Origin of the sequence: Acetobacter malorum, from assembly GCF_002153605.1 — a bacterium.
Taxonomy (GTDB): domain Bacteria; phylum Pseudomonadota; class Alphaproteobacteria; order Acetobacterales; family Acetobacteraceae; genus Acetobacter; species Acetobacter malorum_A.
Window position 1 is genome coordinate 1 of the sequence record NZ_JOPG01000030.1, and the last position, 22,776, is coordinate 22,776.

Sequence of the window (22,776 nt, forward strand, 5' to 3'; positions counted from 1 at the left end):
CGCCCCATGACCCTGCCCGATATCTTCATCGATCATAACACCCAGGACGCCCAGTACGAGCAGGCCGGGCTCACCGCTCCCCACATCGTCAAAACCGCTCTCAGCGCGCTGGGTGTGGCACTGACGGAGCAGACGGCCTGATCTGATGGCACGCCGTCGTGTTGACCAGATGCTTGTTGACCGGGGGCTGGTTGAGAGCAGGACAAAAGCTCAGGCCCTGATTATGGCCGGGCTTGTGTTCACAGGGGAGAAGCGTGTTGCCAAGGCAGGCGATCAGCTTGCTGAGGACGCGCCCCTTGATGTGCGTGGTCAGCAACATCCGTGGGTTTCACGCGGTGGCTGCAAACTGGCACATGCCCTCACCCATTTTGATCTATCCCCGCAGGACCGTGTGTGTCTGGATGTCGGTGCCTCAACAGGCGGGTTCACCGATGTGCTGCTCACCAACGGGGCACAGCATGTTTATGCTGTGGATGTCGGCCACGGGCAGCTGGCATGGAAGTTACGGTCAGACCCGCGCGTGACCGTGATGGAAAAGTGCAATGCCCGGCATCTGGACAGCACACAGATCCCGCAGGCTCCGTCCGTCATTGTCTGTGATGCCAGTTTTATCGGCCTGCGGACTGTGCTGCCTGCCGCCCTCTCTCTGGCGACGGATGATGCGTGGGCCGTTGCTCTTATTAAACCGCAATTTGAAGCCGGCCGTGACCAGATCGGGGCCAAAGGCGTAGTGCGTGATCCTGCGGTGCATGAAAGCGTGTGCCAGATGATCCATGACTGGTGGAGCGCCCTACCCGGCTGGTCTGTGCTGGGGATTGAGGCTAGCCCGATTACGGGGCCAGAAGGCAACCGGGAATTTCTGATTGCCGCCAAACGCGTGCCCCTGCCCGCCTAAAAATCCTGTCCGGGGTGCCCGACAGGATTCTGAGCGCCTTTGTGTCTTTCCTGGTGCATTGCCTGAAGGTGCTTGTTTCCGCCCCCGCTCACCGCGTCCACGCTTTCAAACGCCCCTTCCTTACTTGAAAAAATGCTTCACCCGCCTCAAAGGCGGTTTTCTCAAGCAGTCTTTTTCAACGTTCTTATAAAAACACTTCCTTAAAAGATTTTTTATTACTGCCTGTTCGGCAAATACGTGGCAAAAGATCACTTTTTCTGCCACATTCTCCAAGTAATAAATCCTCATCACAGCAAATTAAGGAAGCCTGTCGCTTATGCGTAAAATCATCATGATGCTTGGCGTTGCAACCGGCCTGCTCGGCATCACTGGTGGTGCCCAAGCTGCCCCTCGCCCGTATAAAGCTGCTGCCAGCGCACCTGCCCAGCAGGACAGCGTAACAGAAGCAGGCAGTTCTCTGCTCCGTGGCTATGAGCAGGATGGGCTTACGCTCCAGGATGATCTGAAAAACCAGACACTGGTGATTTCGACTGACCCTGCAACCCTGCATGCCCGTGCGCTCCCATCCGATGGCAACAACCGGTATCGCATTGCCATGCGGGATGTGCTGTCTGCCGCGGCCTCTTACGCGTATCTGTATTTTGGCCTGCATCAGGACGCGGACCATCTTTCCGTTGTTGCCAACATTCAGTCTGACGGCCTCCAGCAGGCCAGCATGGCAGGCAGCACCGCAGAGGCGGAACAGCCGGCGATGACGTTTGACATCCCGCGCCCCTCCTTTCCGATCTCTCCGGACACGACGCCGGACGTTTATTCAGCGCAGACAATCAGCGCAATTCTGGGCGGAATTGATCCGAGCAAAACCAATATCGCAACATGGCTGCGCGCGGGTCTGCAAGCCACTCCGCAGCAGTCTGGCGCCTCTGCGCATACGCCTTAAGGGATCCCTGCTGACATGAGACGCTGAAGGCGCAAGCATTAAGACTGATCCGCGGCCTTCGCGCAGAAAGATCAGGATAATTTATCAAGGGTCCGGTGCTTGCCGGGCCCTTCTCTGTTATAAGGGCTCCTTTCCTCCCTTCCAGTAGTGGCTCCGTTCATGTCTTCAGGTAATTCTGCTCATCCCACACCATCGCACGATGCAGAGGCAGCCGCCTCGCTCAATGCGGATGAACGCGCCCGTATTCTGGCAAAGGCCGCCCTGTTCAGCCCGCCTCCGGCCACCCTGCCCGATGGGCGGCGCGATCTGGTAGGCCTGACGCGTGAGGAAATTACCGACATTCTGGTCGAAATCGGCGAAAAGCCGTTTCGGACCAAACAGCTCTGGCACTGGATCTACCATCAGGGCGTGACCGATTTCACGCAGATGAGCAGCATCGCCAAGCCGCTCCAGCAAAAGCTGGCGGAACGGTTTGTTGTTGGTCGCCCGGAAGCCGCAACCGTGCAGACCTCTTCGGACGAAACCCGCAAATTCCTCTTCCGCTTCCGTGACGGGCAGGAAGCAGAAACTGTCTATATCCCGGACCGCCGGGAAGACCGGGGCGCTGTGTGCATTTCCTCGCAGGTTGGCTGCACGCTGTCCTGCACCTTCTGCCACACCGGCACCCAGAAACTGGTGCGGAACCTTGGCGCTGCGGAAATTGTCGGCCAGTTTATGGCGGCACGGGATTCCTATAACGAATGGCCAAGCCCTAAGGGCGACACGCCGCGCCTGCTCTCCACCATCGTGCTGATGGGTATGGGTGAGCCGCTCTATAATTACGAAAACATCGCCAAGGCCATGCGGATTATCATGGATGGTGAAGGCATTGGCCTCTCCCGCCGCCGCATTACCCTCTCCACATCTGGCGTAGTGCCGCTGATGGACCGCTGTGGGGATGAACTGGGGATCAACCTCGCCGTCTCCCTGCATGCTGTGCGGAATGACCTGCGGGACGAAATTGTGCCGCTTAACCGCAAATATCCGATTGAAGAGGTTCTGGCCGCCTGCCGCCGTTACCCGGCTGCCAGCAATGCCCGCCGCATCACGTTTGAATACATCATGCTGCGCGGCGTGAATGACAGCGAGGCCGATGCGCGGGAACTGGTCCGACTGATTTCCGGCATTCCTGCCAAGGTCAACCTCATTCCCTTCAACCCCTGGCCGGGCAGCGCCTACCGCCCTTCCACGCGGGAACAGCAGAACAAATTTGCGGATATCGTCATGGCCGCAGGCTTTGCCTCTCCCATTCGCACACCGCGCGGGCGCGATATTCTGGCCGCCTGCGGGCAGCTGAAAACCGAAAGTGAGCGCATCCGCGCCTCGCAAAGCTGATTTTTCTGCATCAGACCCCGCTCAGCGGGGGTTGGGCTCTGGCTCCCTTCCCCCGCTGGTGCTAGGACACTGTTCGGACTTTATTCATTTTATCAGATTCAGGAGACCTGCCTCATGGCCGCTACTGCCGCCAGAAAAGATGTCAAAAAGGTTGTGCTGGCCTATTCCGGCGGCCTTGATACGTCCGTCATCCTGCGCTGGCTGCAGAAGACTTACGGGTGTGAGGTTGTCACCTTTACGGCTGACCTTGGTCAGGGTGAGGAACTGGAACCCGCCCGCAAGAAAGCTGAAATGTTCGGCGTGAAGGAAATCTTCGTCGAAGATCTGCGCGAAACCTTCGTCAAAGACTTCGTGTTCCCCATGTTCCGGGCCAACACGCTGTATGAAGGCCAGTATCTGCTAGGCACGTCCATCGCTCGCCCGCTGATCGCTCAGCGCCAGATCGAGATTGCCCGCGCCGTCGGTGCCGACGCCGTTGCTCACGGCGCAACCGGTAAGGGGAATGATCAGGTTCGCTTTGAGCTGGCCTATTATGCCCTGCAGCCCGACATCACGGTTATTGCCCCCTGGCGTGAGTGGGATCTGACCTCCCGCACCCGTCTGCTGTCCTTTGCTGAAGAAAACCAGATCCCCATTGCCAAGGACAAGCGCGGCGAAGCCCCGTTCTCGGTCGATGCCAACCTTCTGCACTCTTCTTCTGAAGGCAAGCTGCTGGAAGATCCGGCTATCGGTCCGGAAGAAATCGTTTTCCAGCGCACTATCTCTCCGGAAGCCGCACCGGATGTGGCCACTGAAATCACCATTGATTTCGTCAGTGGCGACCCGGTTGCCATCAATGGCGAGGCCATGTCTCCGGCCACCCTGCTCACCCGCCTGAACGAGCTGGGTAAAGCTAACGGCATTGGCCGTCTGGATCTGGTGGAAAACCGCTTTGTGGGCATGAAATCCCGCGGCATTTATGAAACCCCGGGCGGCACCATCCTGCTGACGGCGCATCGCAGCATTGAGTCCATTACGCTGGACCGTGAGGCCATGCACCTGAAGGACAGCCTGATGCCGCGCTACGCCGCCATCCTCTATAACGGGCTGTGGTTCTCCCCGGAGCGCCGCATGCTGCAGGCTCTGATTGATGCCTCTCAGCATTCTGTTTCCGGCCGCGTGCGCCTCAAACTCTATAAGGGTAATGTCATCTGCGTGGGTCGTGAAAGTCCCAATAGCCTGTATGATACCCGTGTCGTGACGTTTGAGGATGATGAAGGTGCGTATAATCAGGCTGACGCACAGGGCTTCATCAAACTGAACGCGCTGCGTCTGAGACTGGGAGCACAGATTGGCCGCAATGGCGGCGCTCTCTGAGCTTTTGGACATCTGCCATTCTTTCTAGATTGCCGAGAGGACCATGACCCGTCGTTTCAACATCATCCCCTATCTGCTTGCGGCCAGCATGGCCGTTTCTCTTACGGCCTGCGGTTCACACAAGCAGGAAGAACCCGAGCTGACCCCAATGCAGCAGCTGGACAAGCTGCGCAGCCAGCCTGGTGTGACGGTGCTGAAGGACGGGCTGGCCTACAAGGTTCTGCAATCTGGTAAAAAAGATGCAGACCAGCCGCGTCCGGGTGACGTCATGATGCTGATCTATGAAGGCCGTCTGCCTGATGGATCCATTTTTGACAGCTCCGAACAGCATGGTGACGGCGCTTATATGCAGATGCCGCTGGAAGGCCTTGTAAAAGGCTGGATGGAAGCCCTGCCGATGATGCGCGTGGGCGATACATGGATGCTCTATGTGCCGCCTGAACTGGGCTACGGCCACAAGGCCATGGGCGTTATCCCGTCCGACAGCCCGCTTATCTTCCGTATCCAGCTGCTGGGTGTCACGCATACGCGCTAAACCCGGCACGTTGCCAAAGCTGGCTCCGCCCATGTGGAGCCAGCAGGTCTTTTTAGTCTCATGACGTTTTTCAAACGGCTTCGTCCCGCTCTTCTTGCCGCAAGCGGGGCTGCTCTCTTCCTGACAGCCTGCACCCCTAAAAGCGGGGCTGGCCTGTACGGGACAAATTGCGGCATCTGCCATCATGGTGGCGACGGGATGCCCGGCGCGGTGCCTCCGCTTGTCGGGCGGATTGACCGCATTGCCAGCACACCAGAAGGCCGGAAATATCTGGCTGATGTGCTGATGAATGGCGTCAGCGGCCCCATCAAAGCCAACGGGCAGCCTTACGAGGCGGAAATGCCGCCCTTCCGCTACCTGCAGGATGAACAGGTGGCACAGATTCTGACGTGGCTGTCTTCCCGTGGGCAGACCAGCCCCGCCCCGCAAATTACCACAGCAGATATTGCAGCCGCTCGCGCCACCCGGAAATCGGCTGGCATGGTCGCGCTGGAGCGGGAAGAGCTGGACCATAAAGCGCCCCTTCCCTGATCCTTCCTTTTCCTGACGCAGGCACTGGTATCCTTATGCAACGTATTTTTTCCGGCATTCAGCCCTCCGGTATTCCGCAGCTTGGCAATTATCTGGGCGCAATCCGCAACTGGGTCAGCCTGCAGGCCGACCATGAGTGCGTTTTTTGCCTTGTGGACATGCATGCCATCACAGTGTGGCAGGACCCGGAAAAACTGCGCAACCAGACGCTGACACAGGCCGCCATTCTGCTGGCCGCCGGGATTGATACGGACAAACACATCCTGTTCAACCAGTCCGCCGTGTCCGCCCATGCGCGGCTGGCCTGGATTTTTAACTGCGTGACCCGTCTTGGCTGGCTGAACCGCATGACGCAGTTCAAGGACAAGGCTGGCAAGGACCGGGAAAACCATTCCGCTGGCCTGTATGTTTACCCCAGCCTGATGGCCGCCGATATTCTGGCCTACAAAGCCACCCGCGTGCCTGTGGGGGAAGACCAGAAGCAGCATCTGGAACTGACGAACGACATCGCCCAGAAGTTCAACCACGACTACGGCGTGGAGTTCTTCCCGGAAGTTGAAGCGCTGATCCCGCCTGCCGCCGCGCGCGTGATGAGCCTGCGCGACGGCACCAAAAAGATGTCCAAATCTGACCCGTCAGCCCAGAGCCGTATTGAGCTGACGGATGATGCCGATACGATTGCCCTCAAGATCCGTCGCGCCAAAACGGATGCCGATGTGCTGCCAGCAGACCCAGCCGGGCTGGCAGACCGCCCGGAAGCCAAAAATCTGGTGACCATTTACGCAGCTCTGGCTGATCTGAGTGTGGAAGAGGTTCTGGCTCGCCATCAGGGCGAAGGCTTCGGCCCCTTCAAAAAGGCGCTCACCGAGGTTGTGGTCAACGCCATTGCTCCTATTGCGCAGGAAACCACGCGCCTGATGCAGGATGAAACGCATCTGGCCAACGTGTTGCGCTCTGGTGCTCAGCGCGCTCAGGCTATTGCGGAGCCGATTGTCTCTGAAGCTGAAAAGATTGTCGGCTTTCTGAAGTAATCCGCCTCTGCGGCATTTACCGGCAAGAGGGCCGTTTTTTCAGAAACAGCCTTCTTGTCACATACTCTTCCTCAAGATTTTATCCGGCGGACGGCGGGCTCTTTGTGTCCTGAGATGCTGGGAACGCATTGGCCAGAATACCCGGCACTGCCAGAGCGATAACCACACAAGCCACCCCCATCAGGAAAAAGCGGGGCCACGCGGTATAGCCAAAGGCTCCTACAGCCCCGCCTCCAATAAAACAGGCAATAATTTTGCTGTGCAGCCGTATGCGCAGGATCGTCTGCGCGTGCTTCTCGGGCTCCACGGGATGCCGGAAGGCGTCCACCCAGTCTGCCAGTTCAATACCCAGATCGGTAATCATCCCGGTCACATGGGTTGTGCGCACCACAGAACCGGAAATGCGGGTAACAGTGGCGTTTTGCAGCCCCATCAGAAAGCTCAGCCCAAGGGGTGGCAAAATAGCGTGCCCGGATGGAGGGAGCCAGAATAACTGTACCAGACCAATCGTGCCAAGAAGCAAGCCTTCTAGCAGAATACTATAGGCATAAATCGCCTTCTGCCCGCGTCTGCGGCCTCCATTTACCAGAAACGTGCACATCATTGCGCCCAGAAAGAAGCTGGCAATAAGGGCAATACAGGTTAACACCTCGGCGCCCTGCCCTTGCGCCAGACCAATGGCAAAGGCTGTGACATTGCCCGTCATGTTCGCGCAGTAAGACCCAACACTCAAAAACCCGGCGACGTTGACTGCCCCGGCAACAAGAGCCAGAGAGCAGCCTAACTGCCGATCATGCAGAAAGCTGCGGCTTCCTTTTTCAAGAAACAGCATCGGTCAGCGCGCGACCTCACGCACCAGCAGGCTCATCATCAGCTTTCTTTCCCTGCATGGCATGACTTAGCGGCCCTTGCGCGAGGCAGCCTGATCCGTCTCCTGACAGGTTAAGGGATGCGTATCCTCCGCGCCCACTTCCGAGAAAAAAGCCGTGTTCCCCTTACTCCACCATTCAAACCGATTGGCCGTATAGCGTGCGCCGGAAGCAGAAATCACATTCGAGAAAACCTGCGTTTCTCCCTCCACCTGCAACACGGCCAGACTGACCGCTCCGGCGTTAAGATAGGTGACAGAGACGACCGGTTTGGGCAGTTTATCCAACAGTTCGGCAGAGCCGGAACAGGTATAAGTCGTGCTGATTTTCTGCACCCGATTTGCGGGCGTCAACGGAATACGCAACGTGCTTGCAGCGGCGAGGTGTGCCGCCCAGCTGCTGCCAGCCTCTGCGGTCTCAAGCACACCAAAGGTGGCAGCCAGTGCGGCCAGCACTTTCAATGTCAGGCCTTTTTTTCCGACTTTTCTAATGTTCACGGGGTTCTCCAATCCTGCCTGCGGGACACGTTGGCCGAAAAACTACACCCGGTTCGCCTTTTTACAAAAATCTCCTGCTCAGAACCGCTCATGAGCAGGAGAAAACGGCTCAGTGTTCCCAAGGCAAAGAGATCTCACAAAAGCCGACAACCTTCAGGACAGCACATCCTCTCGCTGTTCTGCTGCCAGAATACGCAGGCTGATGGCAGCCTTTTGCAGCGTCTCCTGCACCTCAAACGGCGTGCCATGCATCTGGCGCAACAACCAGCCTTCCGTCATCCCGGCCCACGCCGTGGCATCAGTGCCCGTCTGCACCCATTTCCGTAAAAAGACCTGAATGCCGCGGCGGGCGCTGAGTGGCAGAACCGGGTCCTTCGCCACATCCCGCAGGAAGACAATGTGCATCCCCATAGTCATGGCGCGAAACTGCGTTTGCATATAGGTCAGCCGGACAGACTGCGGCACGCCCTGCGCATTCCGCAAAATCCGCACGAGGCTGGAAGCACTTTCTGAAAGCCATTGATGCACCGTCACCCGGCTGCCCGGTGCCCCCAGAGCCTTCAGCCTGCGCTCCACCCAGCGGGCTGTGCGCCGCATGTGGGAGTCCACACGGAACGGCAAAACGAGACGATACGTCCAGCCTACAAAAGTCACGGCTACCAGAAAGGCCATGGCGTTGTTGAAAAACGCCTCTTCTGAAAAGCGGCTCTGGTTCCCCGGCCCGATCAGAACCGGCAGGAACATGTTGAAGGAAAAAGCATACCCCGCAGTTGCCGGTTTTCGCGCCGCCAGACCGCCAATTGTCATGACAATCATCAGCATAACAATCAGCACCTCTGGGGCTGTCACAGCTGGCATGATCCAGAATGCATAAATGGCGGCAGCAAACGCGCACCACAACGCCCCTTTCAGAAAGGGGGTTGAGGCCACAATCGGATTTTCCCGCGTAGCCAGAAGCCCATAGACCAGAGCCACAAAGGAAATGAAGCCAGCCCCGGCAGGCCAGCCTGTCACCTCCCACACCAGCCAGCCGGCCAGAATGCCTGCGCAGGAGCGAATGCCGTTTTCAACAGCTTCCAACGCATGGCGGCGGGATGTCATTTTAAAACGGAAGCGGTCTCCACGTTTGGGATGCGCGCAGGCCTCAATATGCTGGCGGGCGACATCATAGTCGGCATAGAGAGAGGCCGGGAGCGGGACATCTGCCTGCCCGGCCGGATTTTTCTGCTCCAGTAACGCCATGCCCCGCGCACGGGCCAGCACCATAATCATGGCGGCAAGAGCCGCATGGGCGTGGTCTGCCGCGTGGGTCCGTGGCCCCATTTCCAGCGCATCGAACTCAATCCGGGCATTGGCCGCCATCAGGTCTGTCAGAACCTGCCCTTGCGTCTGGGCATCCGCCCGCCCGCTGACGAGCTCAGACACAACATGCCGCACCGTCTGAAAAGCGCCGTTCAGACGATCTAGCAGCCGTTTGCGGGCCTGCGTTTGCAAGGTTGGCATAAAGAGGACCGCAAGAAGCGCCTCACACACCACACCAAGAATGATGTAAGTGCCTCGCGCAATGGCGATATCAAAAACCTGATCAGGCTGTGCAATGGCCCCGGTGGCGACAATGGCCGAGGTAAACCCTGTAAGCACCAGACCATAAGCCCGGTAGCTTTCAAGAAACGTCGCACCGCCACAACACAGGCCAATCCACACAGCAAGGCAGCAGAAAAACAGGGCGGACGCCTGCGGGAAAGCAGCGATTAGCGCCACACCGATACAGCAGCCCAGCACGGTGCCGGCAATACGCCAGCGCGCCTTGGACAGACTTTCCCCACGTGAGGATTGCGCCACCACCCAGACTGTCAGAGGAGCCCACTGGGGGCTGTCCAGCTCCATGCCCATGGCAATCAGCAAGGACAGGACGGCGGCAAGGGAGGACCGGACGGCAAAAATGACGTCCATGGCCGAGGGTTCAAGCAGCCAGCTCAGCTTGCTGCGCCAGGACGCGCGCGGACCACCAAAAAAGAGCCTGCCCAGCAAGCCCCCATCAGGCCCGACCATGCTCTGACCTGTCATGATAGTATTCCGGCGCATGGCACCCCCTCCTGCACGAAGCGGGACAATGCGAAAAACCGGGGGCCTTCGTCCAAATGTTTGTAATAATCAGGTGATAACGTCTGCTTATCAGACTGAATAAATGTCTGCCACGTTCAGGGTCTGCGCAACGTCCCACAAGCGGGTCAGCAGCATGCTGGTGTTGGGTTGCATCAGCCGCACAAGCCCGACATCGGGCGATGCGCACCCGTGGATGCGCCGGAGCTGGAGGCCGGAAAGCCCCACCCGCTCAGGCAGCGCCGCCACCGGCAGGATACTGGCCAGACGCCCCCCGAGCAGTTCCGCATGCAGCAGTTCCAGCGCATCGGTTTCCAGCATGACGGTCGGGGTAACCTCCGCCTCCCGGAACCCTGCATCCACCAGTTGCCGGCTGCGCATATTACGGCTGAGCAGGCATAGCGGCAGCGCGGCAATATCCGCCCAGGAACATTGCTTACCTGCCGGGAGCTGAACCGAGGCCGCAGCCGCCAGCACATGCTGCTCCGCATACAGAGGTCGTGCTTCAAACACGCCATCCCCCGGCAGCTGATCCAGATACATAATGCCCAGCTGCAAATGATGCTCCCGGAGCATCCGGGTAATGTCTGTGCTGGAATAGACTTTCACTTCAACATGCAGAGCCGGAACAGCGGCCCGAAAGCATTCCAGCAGCAGCGGGACAACCTGTATGGCGGGCGGCATGACGCCAATGGAGAGTGAGCCCCCTGCAATATCCTGTGCAAAAGCAGCTTCCTGCTTCAACCCGTCCAGCGCGGCCAGTGTCTGACGCGCCCAGACCAGCACCCGCTTGCCTTCTTCCGTCAGCCCATAAAAACGCCGGTTCCGCTGGATGATGGTAATCCCCAGCTCGTTTTCAAGCTGACGAATACCCGCAGAAAGAGCCGGTTGAGAGACGCCACAGCTTTCCGCTGCACGGGAGAAATGACGGCACCGGTCCAGCGCAATCAGATAAGTCAGTTGCCGCAGAAACACCGTATACCTCGCACCATCAGCTCTTTAAAACGCTTACTGCGCATCCGTATGCGCCTGTAAGGCACTCTGGTCAAAAACCTGATGCGCCCCGGCAGGCGCGCAGATATGCCCTTTAAAAGCGGCCTTTTTCTCCTCCTGCCCGACCTTCAGCACAAGCTGTGCGGGCTGGACGCAATTATGGCTGTCATCAAACACCTCGCCGGAAACCCAGTGCAGCGTGGCCTCACGCACAACGCCGGGTTCTATCAGGACAGGCACTACATGCTGCGTGGCTTTGGCCCCGTGTGGACCGGGCTGACGCGCCCGAACGGTTGAGCGCCTGAAAACAGGCAGCTTAGCGCCATTCCCGTCCTCAAACTGCACCAGCGGGACCGGCGGCAGGGTGCAGGCCTCCGCACCTGTATTCCTTACAGTCAGCACAGTGCCAGACTGGGACATGCCATCAAACGCGCCATTCCGGTCATCCAGCGTGACGTCCAGATGCGCGGCCTGACAGGCCGCAGCCTGTCGGGTTGAAGGCGAAGAAGCACCCGCAGCGCCTGCGCTTGCAAGAGGTGTTACGTCAAAGCTCTTCACGGCCCCGGTTGCGGGGTCCAGATGGCAGGACCATTGAAAAGGCGTCCAGCTTATACCATCCGCAGCCTGTCGGAACTGCCCCCGCCCCTGCACCAAAGAGGGACTGACCAGCACCTGACTGTCGGGCTGATCGTCCTGCAGGAAGAACCGATTGTCTGCCCCCAGACGCGTCAATGGCGCGCGTGCTGCGTTCTGGCAGAGGAAGGTCGTCATCTTCCAGACCAGACTCTGGTTTTGCACCGCCGCACGATCCTGCGGGTTTTGAATGGCAGCAATCTGACGGTTTATGCTCTCCAACTCAGCTTTGGAGGGCTGGCCATTACGGCCCTCCGCCGCAAAAACGGGCACGCTGAACAGAAGAGCCGTAAGGCTAACGCCTGCGGCTCCGGCCTTGTAAAAGCTTGATATGCTGCACATTTTTAGATGATGCGGGAGAGTGAGGGGCAGATCAAGCCATCATCCCCGCAGAGGCCTGATGCATTTCTCACATTAAATCGAAAAATAAGTCTTGAAATCTATCTTAAGATATTTATATCGTAAGACATGATGAAAACACAGAAACACGATCGTCCCTCCCGCCATCCTCACCACGCCGCCGGACCGCGCGGCGACCGCCACGGCGGAGGCCGGGGCTTTGGCCGCGGTTTTGGTGGAGGCTTTGGACGAGGCCCCGGCCGAGGAGACTTCCCCAAAGGCCGCAAACTCAGCTCGGAAGAACTCCAGCTTGTCCTGCTTGCCCTGCTGGCTGAACAGTCTGCGCATGGGTATGAACTCATCCGCCTGCTGGAAGAAAAATCCGGCGGCTTTTATGCCCCCAGCCCCGGCATGGTCTACCCGGCTCTCACCTATCTGGAAGAAATTGGCCACACCTCCGTCACACAGCAAGGCAACCGCAAGTTGTATAGCCTGACGGATGAAGGCCGGGCTTTTCTGGAAGAAAACCGCGAGCAGGCTGACCGTATTCTGGAAACCCTCGCCCGCATTGGCAGCCGTATGAACGAAGTGCGGGAAGCCTTCGCCGGGGTCAACGCCCTTGATCCAGAAGCAGCGGATGCCCTGCATCAGGCGCGCCATGCCCTCAAACAGGCCATGATGCGCAAGCGTGGATGCTCCCCGGAGGCCCTTAAGCGCATCACGCAGATCCTCAACACAGCGGCTGAGGAAATCGCAAAAACGCCAGAGTAAGATCTCTGGCACGCATTTTCTGCTCATGGCATGAAGGAGGAAGTGCCAGCCCCTTATGCCATGAAAAGAAATCCGCATGACGCCCCACAAACCGCGCATCACCATCCACTACTGCACGCAATGCAACTGGCTTTTGCGCGCAGCATGGATGGCGCAGGAACTGCTTTCCACCTTTGGCGAAACTCTGGGTGGCGTGACACTGGTGCCAGATAGCGGGGGCCGGTTTGAGATTCATGTGGATGATCAACTGGTCTGGGAGCGTAAGCGAGACGGCGGCTTTCCCGGCCCTAAAGAGCTGAAGCAGAGAGTGCGGGATATCATTTCGCCTCAGCAGGACCTCGGCCATATCGACCGGTAGGGTCTGTTTAAAACGCGCGCCCTCCGCCTTTTTCTGGCATAATCCCGCGCATGAAACACTATTCCGCCGCCCAGACGCGTGACGCCCTCCCCTTTCCAGCTCTGGTCGAGGCACTGGTCCTAACGGCTCAGGCCTATGCGGAGGGCTCTATTGTGTGCCCCGAACGCAGCGTTGTGCCAGCTCCCGACGGCTCCACACTCCTGATGACGATGCCTTCGGTCAGTCAGGATCTTCTTGTCACCAAGCTACTGACAATCTGCCCGGACAATGCAGGCACCCCTCGTCCCACCATTCAGGGACAGGTCACCTGCGCCAGCACGCGCACCGGTGAGCTGCTTTTTTCACTGGACGGGCCGACCGTGACCATGCGCCGCACATCGGCCATAAGTCTGCTGGGCGTTCGGCTTCTGGCCCGAGGTCCTGTACGGCGCGTGCTGATCATTGGGAGCGGTACGCAGGCCCGCGCCCATTGTGAAGCCTTTGCCGCTCTGTATCCTGAGGCCACGCTTGTGGTACGGGCCCGTACGCCGGAACGTGCCGCGACTTTCTGCCAGCAACAGGCCGACCTGCCTCTCCCTATCCGGCCAGAACAACCGGACGAAGAGCGCTTTGATGTCGTCCTGACTGTCACCAGCAGTCGGGCCATTTTGTATGATGGACCGCCTGATCCAGACTGTCTGGTGGTTGGCGTCGGTGCTTTCCAGCCGGACATGATTGAAGTCGGCCCGCAAATTGTGCGCAACAGCACCCTCTATGTCGATGACCCGATTGGGGCTCCGAGTGAAGCCGGTGACCTCATTCAGGCAGGCGTCAACTGGGCCGATGTGCGGGCGCTGGCTTCCGCCCTGCACACCCCGCCCCCGAAGGATCAGCCTGTTTTTTTCAAATCCGTCGGCTGTGCAGCGTGGGATCTGGCTGCGTGCCGGGTGCTGACCCCTTAAGCAGGCCCTGATATCCGGCAGCGTTACGGCACGAGAGACTTCACCAGTGCGCGCAGAGCTTTCTGCGCGGCTTTCTTCCCCCATTCTTTCAGCAGCTTGCGGGTCCGGTCCTGTTTGGCCAGCGCGTAGGGGCTTTCCCGAATAGGCGGCATGGCCGCGACATGATCTTTCATGGACGCAGGGAGGGCCGGAAACGGATCAATATTCACCAGCCGGATCAGCATCGCGACACTGGTAATCCGGCAAGACGGCTGCGCGGTGTTCAGACAGACATACGCGCCCGTGCCATTCCCGGCGGGGTCATACACCGCTTTCCACGTCACGGTCGGGACGGGAATATGATGGGCCCCTATGGTCCTGAACTGATCGGGGTCATAGCCCGGCCCCGTCACCACAAAGATCTCCCCTTCCTCCCGCGCCCAGCCCCGCACGGCACTTTCCACCCCTTCCCACGGGCCACGATTAAGCTCCGGCGTTTGCGGCACGATATTGGACAGCAGGAAACTCTGCTTCTGGGCCGTCGCCCCGGCCTCGTCCCCACTGGGCGTCATATGCCCCCGGTCATAATGGGAGCGCGTGTAATCAGCAGTCAGCGCCTGCATGGTGGACGGCAGGCGCGTGTCCGGCTGAAAACTGTCATGCCGCTGCATCTTGTCGGCAATTTCCAGATTTTCTTCCGTCAGATCTTCCGCAGACCAAAGCGGCCCACGTGTCTGCTCCGAGGCCAGCACAGCGTACTGGTCATTACACAGCATGACTGTCCCGATCCGTGCTGTCTCAGACAAAACAGCAGGCGGCACACCTTTTGCAAACAGATCCGGGCAGCTTGCAGCATTGGCAACGGGGACCAGTGCTGCGGGAGACAAGCAAAGCAGCCCGGCAGCACCCCAAAAAACTTTCAGCACGTTTTTCCTAAACCCGGCTCGTAAAGCGGTCTGTGGCTTTAATCTCGCTGACGGTCAGTTCAACATCCCGCCGATAAATCTCGTCCCGCAAAAAGGTCTCTTCCTCTTCCCGTTTTTCCGGAGGCAGATCGATAAACCACGCTTTGGGCCGCCCATCCATGCCATCATTCCAGCGATACCCACGAGCCTTAAGCGCATCCTTGCTTTCAAACGGTGCCTGAACAGCCCAGATCCTGACCCAGACCGAGCGGGCGCGGTCCAGAAGGTAGGACAACGCACTCCGTCCCTCTGGAAAGTCGCAATAGCCGAGCAGCGCAAGGCTCGCCAGACAATCATCTGTCGCGCGATGCCCCTCAAAAAAGAACCCGGCCTGCGTTGCCAGATAGCCCAGTTTCCGCCCCTCAAACCCGGCCTCATCCCACGGCACATCCGCCATGGAACAGGCCCACGGTTTTTCCGCAAAGGCGGGGCAAAAGGCTTCAATAAACGGACGATCAAACGTGGCGTTATGCGCAATCACCAGAGAGGCATCCGCTGCAAAATCAGCCACATTCTCCGGCGCAATCCTATGCCCGGCCAGCATCTCCTGCGTCAGGCCCGTCAGCTCCGTCACACGCGGCGGCACGGGCACGGAGGGCTCACGCAGGCGGCTGAAAGCCGGCAATACGCCAATCAGCCCGCCATCCAGCGTATAGGCAAAGGGCACCATGCCAATTTCAATAATTTCATCAAAGGCTGCATCCAGCCCTGTGGTCTCAAGGTCCAGAAACAGACCTTTGCGCACTCTGCGGCCCTCCGGCATGGCCTCCAGCCAATGCGGCCGCAGGCGGCGCAACACACGATAATCGCCTGAACGCTCCAGCGTTCGGGCAAGATTTTCCAAAGACATGTCAGCTCCTGAACCTGCGCGCAACTTATGCAGCGTTGCGCGCAGAGGCCAGAAGATTTTTCCCCCTCCCCTTCAGAAATCCAGGGGTCAGAATGAGGTAGAAACCGTTCCGATCATGGAGAAGGACGGCAGCGGCGCGTAAGTGGGGGAAGAGTCCGCTGCAATCTTGTGCCCATAGACGCCAACAGTCGGTTTGGCGTTGTTGGAGAAGGAATACACACTCCCCAGCTTGTTCTGCCCCGTCACGTTGGAGAAGTTCAGGCGGAACGTGGGAGACTGCGCAATCCACACCTTGGGGAAATGGTAGCCCAGCGCGATGGTATTGGTGAAGTAATACGGCATCGCCTGATCGTTCATGAAGGTAGAATACTGCTTGGCCGTAAAATGCAGGCTGGCGTTCAGGAAGAACGGCCCTTCATTATAGGTCAGCCCCACGCTCGCCATGTATTTCGGCGTCATGACAGGCGTTTTGCCTTTGGTGCGCAGGTAATCCACCACACCACTGCTTGAGGTTGTCGGAAGGTTGTTGTCCATGGTCGCGTGCAGATACTCAAACGACACATAAGGACGGAAACGGTGCAGCAACGGCCGGGTGGACAGCATGACATCCACACCCCGAATGGTCTCACCACCCGCATTCATGGTCTGGCTCACCTGCACATCATTGCTATAGGTGTTCAGCGTCAGCAGACGGTTGGACACATTGAAGTTAAAGGCGCTGATATCTGCCACCAGCAGGTTGCCGGAATAGCGATAACCGATTTCTTCCTTGATGGAATATTGCGGCTTTGTCCCGGCCCCGGAAGTCGTCATCTTGCCGGTTGTGGTGCTGTAACGCGTGATCAGCCCCACCGGAGACGGCGCACGGAAATCCCCCTCCGCATTGAAGTAAACCTGATTGCGCTTATCAATGTCATACGACCACGAGACCCGAGGCGTGGGCGAGACGAATGTCTGAGACGTCTTGCCGGCCCCACCCGGCAGATAATCCTGCCCGCGCAGCGTCATGGCGGTCACCTTGATGCCAGCCCGCAGGCTCATCTTGTGATTCAGGAAATACTGCGTGTCTTCCAGAAAGCCGGAATTCAGGCTGTAGGAACCAAGATAATTGGTGGAATAATAAATATTCCCCGCCGTGGTGCGCAGGTAAGCCGATTTATCCGTATCGGAAGGCCGCGCGCCTGTGGTCTGGTTCATGCGCATCATAGGCGTCAGCAGAGAATAGCTGTTCTCTTCATGCCAATACCCCACCTGCCCTGAATTATCCTTCAGGTTCCAGTGCAGGGCCGCCACAACGCCCCCCTGCTGGTTAAGGGATTGCGCAGCGCTGGCTGCATTATAATACGTCCCTTTTTTGACCTTACCGTCCCCGTCCAGATCAATCTGCTCAAGCGTGGTCCCGGCATAGGTGTAGCCTTCACGCATGCGCGTGGCACTGTCCAGCGTAATGGCCGCACGCTGGTAATAAGGCACGACACTGACGCTGAAGATATGGTTCAGCCCGATCTTAACCGGCAGAGAGGCGTAAAACTGGTCCTTATTCGTGCCGCGCTCCGCGTAATAGGTGCTGGGCGAGGTCGCGCTATAGGTCGCCAAATAGCTTAGCGGCAGAGAAACAGGCCGGTCATGCTTGTCGTTAAGGAAGTTCGCCATCGTCGGATAGCGGTTGAGATAAGACTCATAGTGGTTGTAGCCCACGAACAGATCAATCGAACTGTTCTGACCGAATGTTTTCTGAGCGCGGAAATCCATATGTTTCCGGTCACTATTGCCCGACCCGCGCCAGGCATCCGCACGGGTATGCGAGAACGAGGCATAGCTCTTGATGCCCGAATTCCCCAGCAGACCCGTATCCAGCCGGATAAATTCCTTGGACGTATTGAAAGACCCGTAACTCCCGGAAATAGTGCCCCCAAATTTGTCAGACGGCTTGCGGGTTGTGATGGAGAGCGAACCTGCGGCAGCAGACGTCAACGGATCTTCCACCGAAATGGAACCCGGCGTCATGGATTCAACCGAGATATTCTGGGAATCAATATAGTTCTGGATAAAGCTGGCCCCGGATGTGGAGGAGCCATTGGCAATCGGCATGCCGTTCAGCAAAAAGCCGATATCCACATCGTTCAGGCCACGGCTGGTAATAGAACTGCCATCAATCCCGCTGGGATCTGAGGACGACACATTGACACTCGGCAGGTTGGCAATCAGGTCCAGCGGCGCGCTCGTCGGGCTTTGCATGCCAATATAGGTGCTGGTGACGGACTGCGTAGCGCGCGCATCATGCTCCACGCGCATCATCCCGCCACCCGGCGCATTCCGCCGGCTGCCCCGAATATCAAGGCTTTCAGACTCACTGGACTCACGGTCGGCCGCCTGTGTCTGGCGGGCCTGTTTCCGTGCAGGGCCGGCCTTGCCTTTCCCGGCTTTTGCAGGGGCTACGGCACCGTTGGACCGACCAGTTGTGGACGGGCTGGAGACAGTCTGAGCCGACGCAGACTCACCCAGCACAAAAGCGCCAAGAACAGTTGCCGCCATCAGGTGCCGCTTGCGCCGAATGGAACGCAACAGGGCATTGGAGGGACCGGCAACAGTGCAAATCTTCTGACGAGACATGAGGCGGAGTTTCCTGAAAGAGCATGACGCCTGACAATCGTTACGAATCTTCTCCAAAAGATAAATCGCTTAATCGTGGCGACATTATAAATCTGAGCTTGATAATGACGGTTTTGAGACATCTTTTCCTGCCGCCTCAGCACCCCGGAGATCAGGCAGACTCTCGCTCTTTCAGGAAACGGACCCCCAGCCTGACTGCCAGCGCTGCAAGGCATGCTGTGAACATAACGTAATAAAGTGGCGCACTCTGGTACCCGGAAAACTGGATGATTGCGCCATTGACCAGAGGAGCCAGCCCCCCGAAAGTCGCCACTCCCAGAGAATAGCCTACGGACAGGCCACGCCCCCGGTGCGCCTTGCCAAACAGCAGGCCCATATACCCGTCCAGCGATGCAAAATAGAACAGCCCTAGCACGTTCAGCAGCAGCGGACACAGCATCACCATCACCGGTGTCCACGGCATCCATCCGGCCATGAGGGCTGGCAGCAGAACCAGCCCGGCGCAGGAACACAGCATGGGATAAATGCGCTTTGTGCGGTCAAAATACGATGCCAGCCGCCAGCGCACCGGAGTAAGCAGCAGTTGCCCGGCATAGGTCGCAAAGGCCGCCCAGTAAGTCTGGCGGGGCGAGACATGAAAAACGCTCTGCGCAAAATGGGGCATATAGAACCCCAGATAGGTAATGCCACTCCCAAGGCTGACCATGCCCATAACCAGCATGATCCGCAGGCCGGTATAGCGCTCCGTGCTGACAGGCTTTGGGGCCACAACAGCCTGCGGTGCCACTTCTCGCGGGCCAAGAGACGCCCGGAGCGCCAGCCCCACCAGCCCGCCGCATGAGCCAAGAACCGCCGCAATGCGGAACCCATAGGCGGCATAAGCCTGCTCGCTCAACAGCCCACCAAGCGTCAGCACGACGCTACAGGCGCAGAGAGACGCCAGAATCTGGCCAATAGCCTGCCAGCTCGCCCGCTTGGCTTCCTGATGCGGAGATTGCTCAATCAGGAAGGACGTTGCCACCCCAAACTCGCCGCCCAGAGAAAAGCCCTGTAGCAGACGCCCCAGCACAATCAGGCCCGGAGCAAGCGAGCCCAGCACGGCATAGCCAGGGCAAAAAGCAATCAGCGCACTGCCTGTCGCCATCAGGGCCATACAGACCGTCAGCCCTGGCAGGCGGCCGTTTCTGTCCGCATACCCCCCAAGGACATACGCCCCCACTGGCCGCGCCAGCAGCGAAAGGCCGAACGTGGCAAGGGCCAGCGCGATCTGGGAAAAGCGCAAATCTGCGGGGAAAAACGTCCGGGCGATAAAGGCAGAAAAGTACGAATAAATGACCAGATCATAATATTCGACAACATTGCCGATAATCGCCGTCAGAATATACCGCTTGCGCTGTGAGGCAGACAGGGATGCCGTCATCGGGCCTGCGTCGCAACGCCGCCCAGAGCGCTGACCACAAAGTTGATGAACGAGCGCAGCGTGGGCGAGCTGAAGCGGTCCTTATGATACAAAAGATAAACTGGCCGTGACGGCAGACGGTATTCCGGCAAAACGGCCTTCAGCCTCCCGGCCCGCAAATCCTCTCGCACAAGATCCGCTGGCAACATGGCAAGGCCCATCCCGGCCAGAACAGCTTTCCGCAACGCCTGCGTGTTATTCATGACGGCCCGTGTGCGCAGAATTTCCACCACAACCTTCCCTTTCGGTCCTTCAAGCTGCCATTCCCGCCCCGCCCAGTGCATGGGAGAACTGGCCGGATAAGGGAAAGACAACGCATCATGCGCCTGAAGCTGCGCAGGCGTAAAAGGTTCTCCCCGCCGTTCCAGATAGTCCGGGGCCGCACACAGCGTCATCTGGTAATCGCCCAGCCGCCGGCAGATCAGCGTGGATGGCCCTGGCAGGCCAAGACGGATAGCAGCATCAAATTTTTCTTCCGTCAGATCCACGCTGCGTTCCGTCAGCACCACTTCCACATCCACAGTGGGGTGCTGTTGCAGATAGTCCACCATCCGGGGCGTGAGGCTTTCCGTCCCATACGTCACCGGTGCTGTAATACGCAGCTTGCCGCCCGGCACAGTTTGGGCGGCCTGCGCCATCCGGTCTGTTTCCTCCAGCATCGCAATAATTTCACGACACTTCTCAAAATAGACCGCACCAAAGGGTGTCAGACTCTGCCGCCGCGTCGTACGCCGCAGCAGACTGGCCCCGACCCGCTCTTCCAGCAGACGAATGTAATTGCCCACCATAGTGGAGGACATGCTGCATCGCTCAGCCGCCGCAGCCATGCTGCCGGTTTCCACCACCGCGACAAAGGTCGTCATTGCCTGAAAGACGTTCATTCCGCACCCTGGGTTTCTAATCTTCCCATAATCAGCACGTTTATTGTTTTGATTAAAGACCGTAACCTTTTTCCCAGAGATATTTTCGTGCGGTGCAGCAAAGGTTCTTGTTTCAGGATGAGCATTAAAACAGATCACCGAGCCCTTCCCCTGTCTCCCCGCAAGCGCGCTGGCCTTAAAGCCATGCTTGGCGCTTCGGCCCTGCTGCTCTCCGCCTGCGCGACCCAGCCACCACAAAAAGCACCCGTTATGGCTCAAAGCTATATGGCCGCCACGGCCAACCCGATGGCCTCCAACGTTGCGTCCGACATCCTCGCACGCGGCGGCAATGCAGTGGATGCCGCCATTGCCGGGCAGATGATGCTGGCGGTGGTGGAACCACAGGCCTCCGGTCTGGGCGGCGGCTCCGCAGTGCTCTTCTGGGAAAAGCAGACAGGCCAGCTGAGCTTTTATGACGGTCTGGCAAGCGCCCCGGCCTCTGTCCCGGATGATTACACCAAAGATGCACAGGGCAAGCAGATCCCCCATGCCGTGCTGGAACGCACCGGGCGCGTTGTGGCGGTGCCGGGCACGCTGCGCACCCTCGCCCTGCTCCACAAACGGTATGGCAAACTTCCCTGGGCCGACCTGTTCACACAGGCCATTGCCACAGCCCGCAACGGCTTCCCCATGCCGGGCTACCTGCATCTGGTACTGACGGAACGACCGGACCTTGCAAAGCTACCGGATTTTGCGGCCTATTTTGACGCCAGCCAGCGCCCCCTGCCACAGGGCACGCTTCTGCATAATACGGCATTGGCGGACACCCTTACCCGCATCGCCCAAAACGGGGCAGAAAGCTTCTACGCCCCGGAAAACGCCAACCGCATTGCACAGGCTGTGGCGCAGGGGCCATACCCCGGCCACATCACCCCGGCGGATTTTGCCGCCTATAAAGTGCGGGAACGCGCCCCACTTTGCATTCATGCCTTTGGCCGCCGCATCTGCACAGCCGCGCCGCCAGTGGCCGGTGGCCTCGCTGTGCTGCAACAACTGGCCCTGCTCGACCGGATGCAGATTGGCCGTTACACGCCCGGCAGTGTGCAAGCCGCGCATCTGCTGCTGGAAGCCTCCCGTCTGGCCGAAGCTGACCGCCGGAAATACGCCGCTGACCCCGATTTTGTGCCGGTCGCAACATCTTACCTCCTGAGCCCGGACTATCTGGAAAGCCGCGCGCGCCAGATTGATGAGACCACCGCCGCGCCTAAAGTCTCCCCCGGCGTCATCCCGGCAGATCAGGCCTCTCTCCCGGCCTCCGACGCTATGACCGTGCCGGCCACCACGCACCTGTCCATTCATGACAGCTTTGGCAATGCGCTGTCCTTCACCACCACCATCAACCTGAACTTCGGGGCGGATATTGTGGTGGACGGCATGGTGCTGAATGATGCCATTACCAACTTCGCCACCCATCCGGTTGTGGATGGTCAGCGCGTCGCCAATGCCATTGCGCCGGGCAAACGGCCTATTACGACGATGGCTCCCACCATTGTCTTTGGCGCGGATAACACGCCCGAAGTCATTATCGGCGCAGGCGGTGGCGCCCGAATTATTGATTCCGTCGTGCAGTCACTGGTTGGCTATCTGGCATGGGGTCAGAACATTCGCACTGCCATTGAACAGCCCCGCATCGGCGCACAAAACCGAGCGGAAGAGCTGGAACACGGCACCGCCGCCGCAGCCCTTGCCCCGGCCCTGCGCAAAATGGGGCATAACCCCAAAAGTGCAGTCATGAATGCTGCCGTGCAGGGTATTACGCGCGGCCCCTCCGGTCTGGAAGGCTGGGGCGATCCGCACCGCGATGGCGTTGCCGTCGGCCACTGA

General features: G+C 58.8%; 21 protein-coding genes. 11 read left to right on the forward strand and 10 right to left on the reverse strand.

Features of this window, described 5'->3' with window-relative positions:
* Positions 1–145 precede the first annotated feature (145 nt).
* The 7 genes from HK23_RS12200 (at position 146) to trpS (ending at position 6,662) form a co-directional block, all read left to right on the forward strand.
* Entirely contained in the window at positions 146–895 is a 750-nt protein-coding gene (locus tag HK23_RS12200; RefSeq protein ID WP_086654172.1) for a TlyA family RNA methyltransferase, read from the forward strand.
* Positions 896–1,211: 316 nt separating this feature from the next.
* Positions 1,212–1,835 carry a hypothetical protein gene (locus HK23_RS12205; RefSeq protein WP_086654173.1) on the forward strand — a complete coding sequence of 208 codons (624 nt, stop codon included), beginning with the start codon at positions 1,212–1,214 and terminating at the stop codon, positions 1,833–1,835.
* Positions 1,836–1,994: 159 nt separating this feature from the next.
* On the forward strand, positions 1,995–3,209 hold the full coding sequence (gene rlmN, locus HK23_RS12210; RefSeq protein ID WP_061505831.1) for a dual-specificity RNA methyltransferase RlmN: 1,215 nt from the start codon (positions 1,995–1,997) through the stop codon (positions 3,207–3,209).
* Positions 3,210–3,323: 114 nt separating this feature from the next.
* Positions 3,324–4,565: an argininosuccinate synthase gene (locus HK23_RS12215; protein ID WP_043550972.1), complete on the forward strand. Its 1,242-nt coding sequence runs from the start codon at positions 3,324–3,326 to the stop codon at positions 4,563–4,565.
* A gap of 43 nt (positions 4,566–4,608) precedes the next feature.
* Positions 4,609–5,100 carry an FKBP-type peptidyl-prolyl cis-trans isomerase gene (locus HK23_RS12220; RefSeq protein WP_062142105.1) on the forward strand — a complete coding sequence of 164 codons (492 nt, stop codon included), beginning with the start codon at positions 4,609–4,611 and terminating at the stop codon, positions 5,098–5,100.
* 60 nt (positions 5,101–5,160) lie between these two features.
* On the forward strand, positions 5,161–5,631 hold the full coding sequence (locus HK23_RS12225; protein ID WP_086654174.1) for a c-type cytochrome: 471 nt from the start codon (positions 5,161–5,163) through the stop codon (positions 5,629–5,631).
* Between the two features lie 35 nt (positions 5,632–5,666).
* Positions 5,667–6,662 carry a tryptophan--tRNA ligase gene (trpS, locus tag HK23_RS12230; RefSeq protein WP_086654175.1) on the forward strand — a complete coding sequence of 332 codons (996 nt, stop codon included), beginning with the start codon at positions 5,667–5,669 and terminating at the stop codon, positions 6,660–6,662.
* Positions 6,663–6,741: 79 nt separating this feature from the next.
* On the opposite strand, the gene HK23_RS12235 is transcribed toward trpS, so the two are convergent.
* From HK23_RS12235 to HK23_RS12255, 5 genes are all read right to left on the reverse strand, one after another.
* Positions 6,742–7,494, reverse strand: coding sequence for a YoaK family protein (locus HK23_RS12235; protein WP_086654176.1), 753 nt, complete (start codon positions 7,492–7,494; stop codon positions 6,742–6,744).
* A 66-nt stretch (positions 7,495–7,560) separates the two neighbouring features.
* Entirely contained in the window at positions 7,561–8,028 is a 468-nt protein-coding gene (locus HK23_RS12240; protein WP_218777709.1) for an MliC family protein, read from the reverse strand.
* A 153-nt stretch (positions 8,029–8,181) separates the two neighbouring features.
* A complete protein-coding gene (locus HK23_RS12245) occupies positions 8,182–10,113 on the reverse strand; it encodes an FUSC family protein (protein WP_256940182.1) in 1,932 nt (643 codons plus the stop codon).
* 90 nt (positions 10,114–10,203) lie between these two features.
* Positions 10,204–11,106, reverse strand: coding sequence for a LysR family transcriptional regulator (locus HK23_RS12250; RefSeq protein WP_063907511.1), 903 nt, complete (start codon positions 11,104–11,106; stop codon positions 10,204–10,206).
* Positions 11,107–11,139: 33 nt separating this feature from the next.
* Positions 11,140–12,099, reverse strand: a complete 960-nt coding sequence (locus HK23_RS12255) for a DUF4232 domain-containing protein (RefSeq protein ID WP_086654177.1) — start codon at positions 12,097–12,099, stop codon at positions 11,140–11,142.
* A 126-nt stretch (positions 12,100–12,225) separates the two neighbouring features.
* Between HK23_RS12255 and HK23_RS12260 the strand changes: the two genes are divergently transcribed.
* From HK23_RS12260 to HK23_RS12270, 3 genes are all read left to right on the forward strand, one after another.
* Positions 12,226–12,867: a PadR family transcriptional regulator gene (locus tag HK23_RS12260; protein ID WP_256940183.1), complete on the forward strand. Its 642-nt coding sequence runs from the start codon at positions 12,226–12,228 to the stop codon at positions 12,865–12,867.
* A 76-nt stretch (positions 12,868–12,943) separates the two neighbouring features.
* Positions 12,944–13,225, forward strand: coding sequence for an Rdx family protein (locus HK23_RS12265; protein WP_086654178.1), 282 nt, complete (start codon positions 12,944–12,946; stop codon positions 13,223–13,225).
* A 50-nt stretch (positions 13,226–13,275) separates the two neighbouring features.
* Positions 13,276–14,166, forward strand: coding sequence for a delta(1)-pyrroline-2-carboxylate reductase family protein (locus tag HK23_RS12270; protein WP_086654179.1), 891 nt, complete (start codon positions 13,276–13,278; stop codon positions 14,164–14,166).
* Positions 14,167–14,189: 23 nt separating this feature from the next.
* Here the strand turns inward: HK23_RS12270 and HK23_RS12275 are convergent, their stop codons facing one another.
* The 5 genes from HK23_RS12275 to HK23_RS12295 form a co-directional block, all read right to left on the reverse strand.
* The gene (locus HK23_RS12275) at positions 14,190–15,071 is read right to left on the reverse strand and encodes a DNA/RNA non-specific endonuclease (protein WP_256940184.1); all 882 of its coding nucleotides are present in this window, start codon (positions 15,069–15,071) and stop codon (positions 14,190–14,192) included.
* 7 nt (positions 15,072–15,078) lie between these two features.
* Positions 15,079–15,960 carry a 3'-5' exonuclease gene (locus tag HK23_RS12280; protein WP_086654180.1) on the reverse strand — a complete coding sequence of 294 codons (882 nt, stop codon included), beginning with the start codon at positions 15,958–15,960 and terminating at the stop codon, positions 15,079–15,081.
* Positions 15,961–16,047: 87 nt separating this feature from the next.
* Positions 16,048–18,573, reverse strand: a complete 2,526-nt coding sequence (locus HK23_RS12285; RefSeq protein ID WP_256940185.1) for a TonB-dependent receptor — start codon at positions 18,571–18,573, stop codon at positions 16,048–16,050.
* A 151-nt stretch (positions 18,574–18,724) separates the two neighbouring features.
* Positions 18,725–19,993: an MFS transporter gene (locus HK23_RS12290; protein WP_086654181.1), complete on the reverse strand. Its 1,269-nt coding sequence runs from the start codon at positions 19,991–19,993 to the stop codon at positions 18,725–18,727.
* Positions 19,990–20,895 carry a LysR family transcriptional regulator gene (locus HK23_RS12295; RefSeq protein ID WP_231888313.1) on the reverse strand — a complete coding sequence of 302 codons (906 nt, stop codon included), beginning with the start codon at positions 20,893–20,895 and terminating at the stop codon, positions 19,990–19,992. The genes HK23_RS12290 and HK23_RS12295 overlap by 4 nt, the downstream gene beginning before the upstream one ends.
* 135 nt (positions 20,896–21,030) lie before the next feature.
* Here HK23_RS12295 and ggt point away from each other — a divergent pair, with 135 nt between their 5' ends.
* On the forward strand, positions 21,031–22,776 hold the full coding sequence (gene ggt, locus HK23_RS12300) for a gamma-glutamyltransferase (RefSeq protein WP_086654182.1): 1,746 nt from the start codon (positions 21,031–21,033) through the stop codon (positions 22,774–22,776).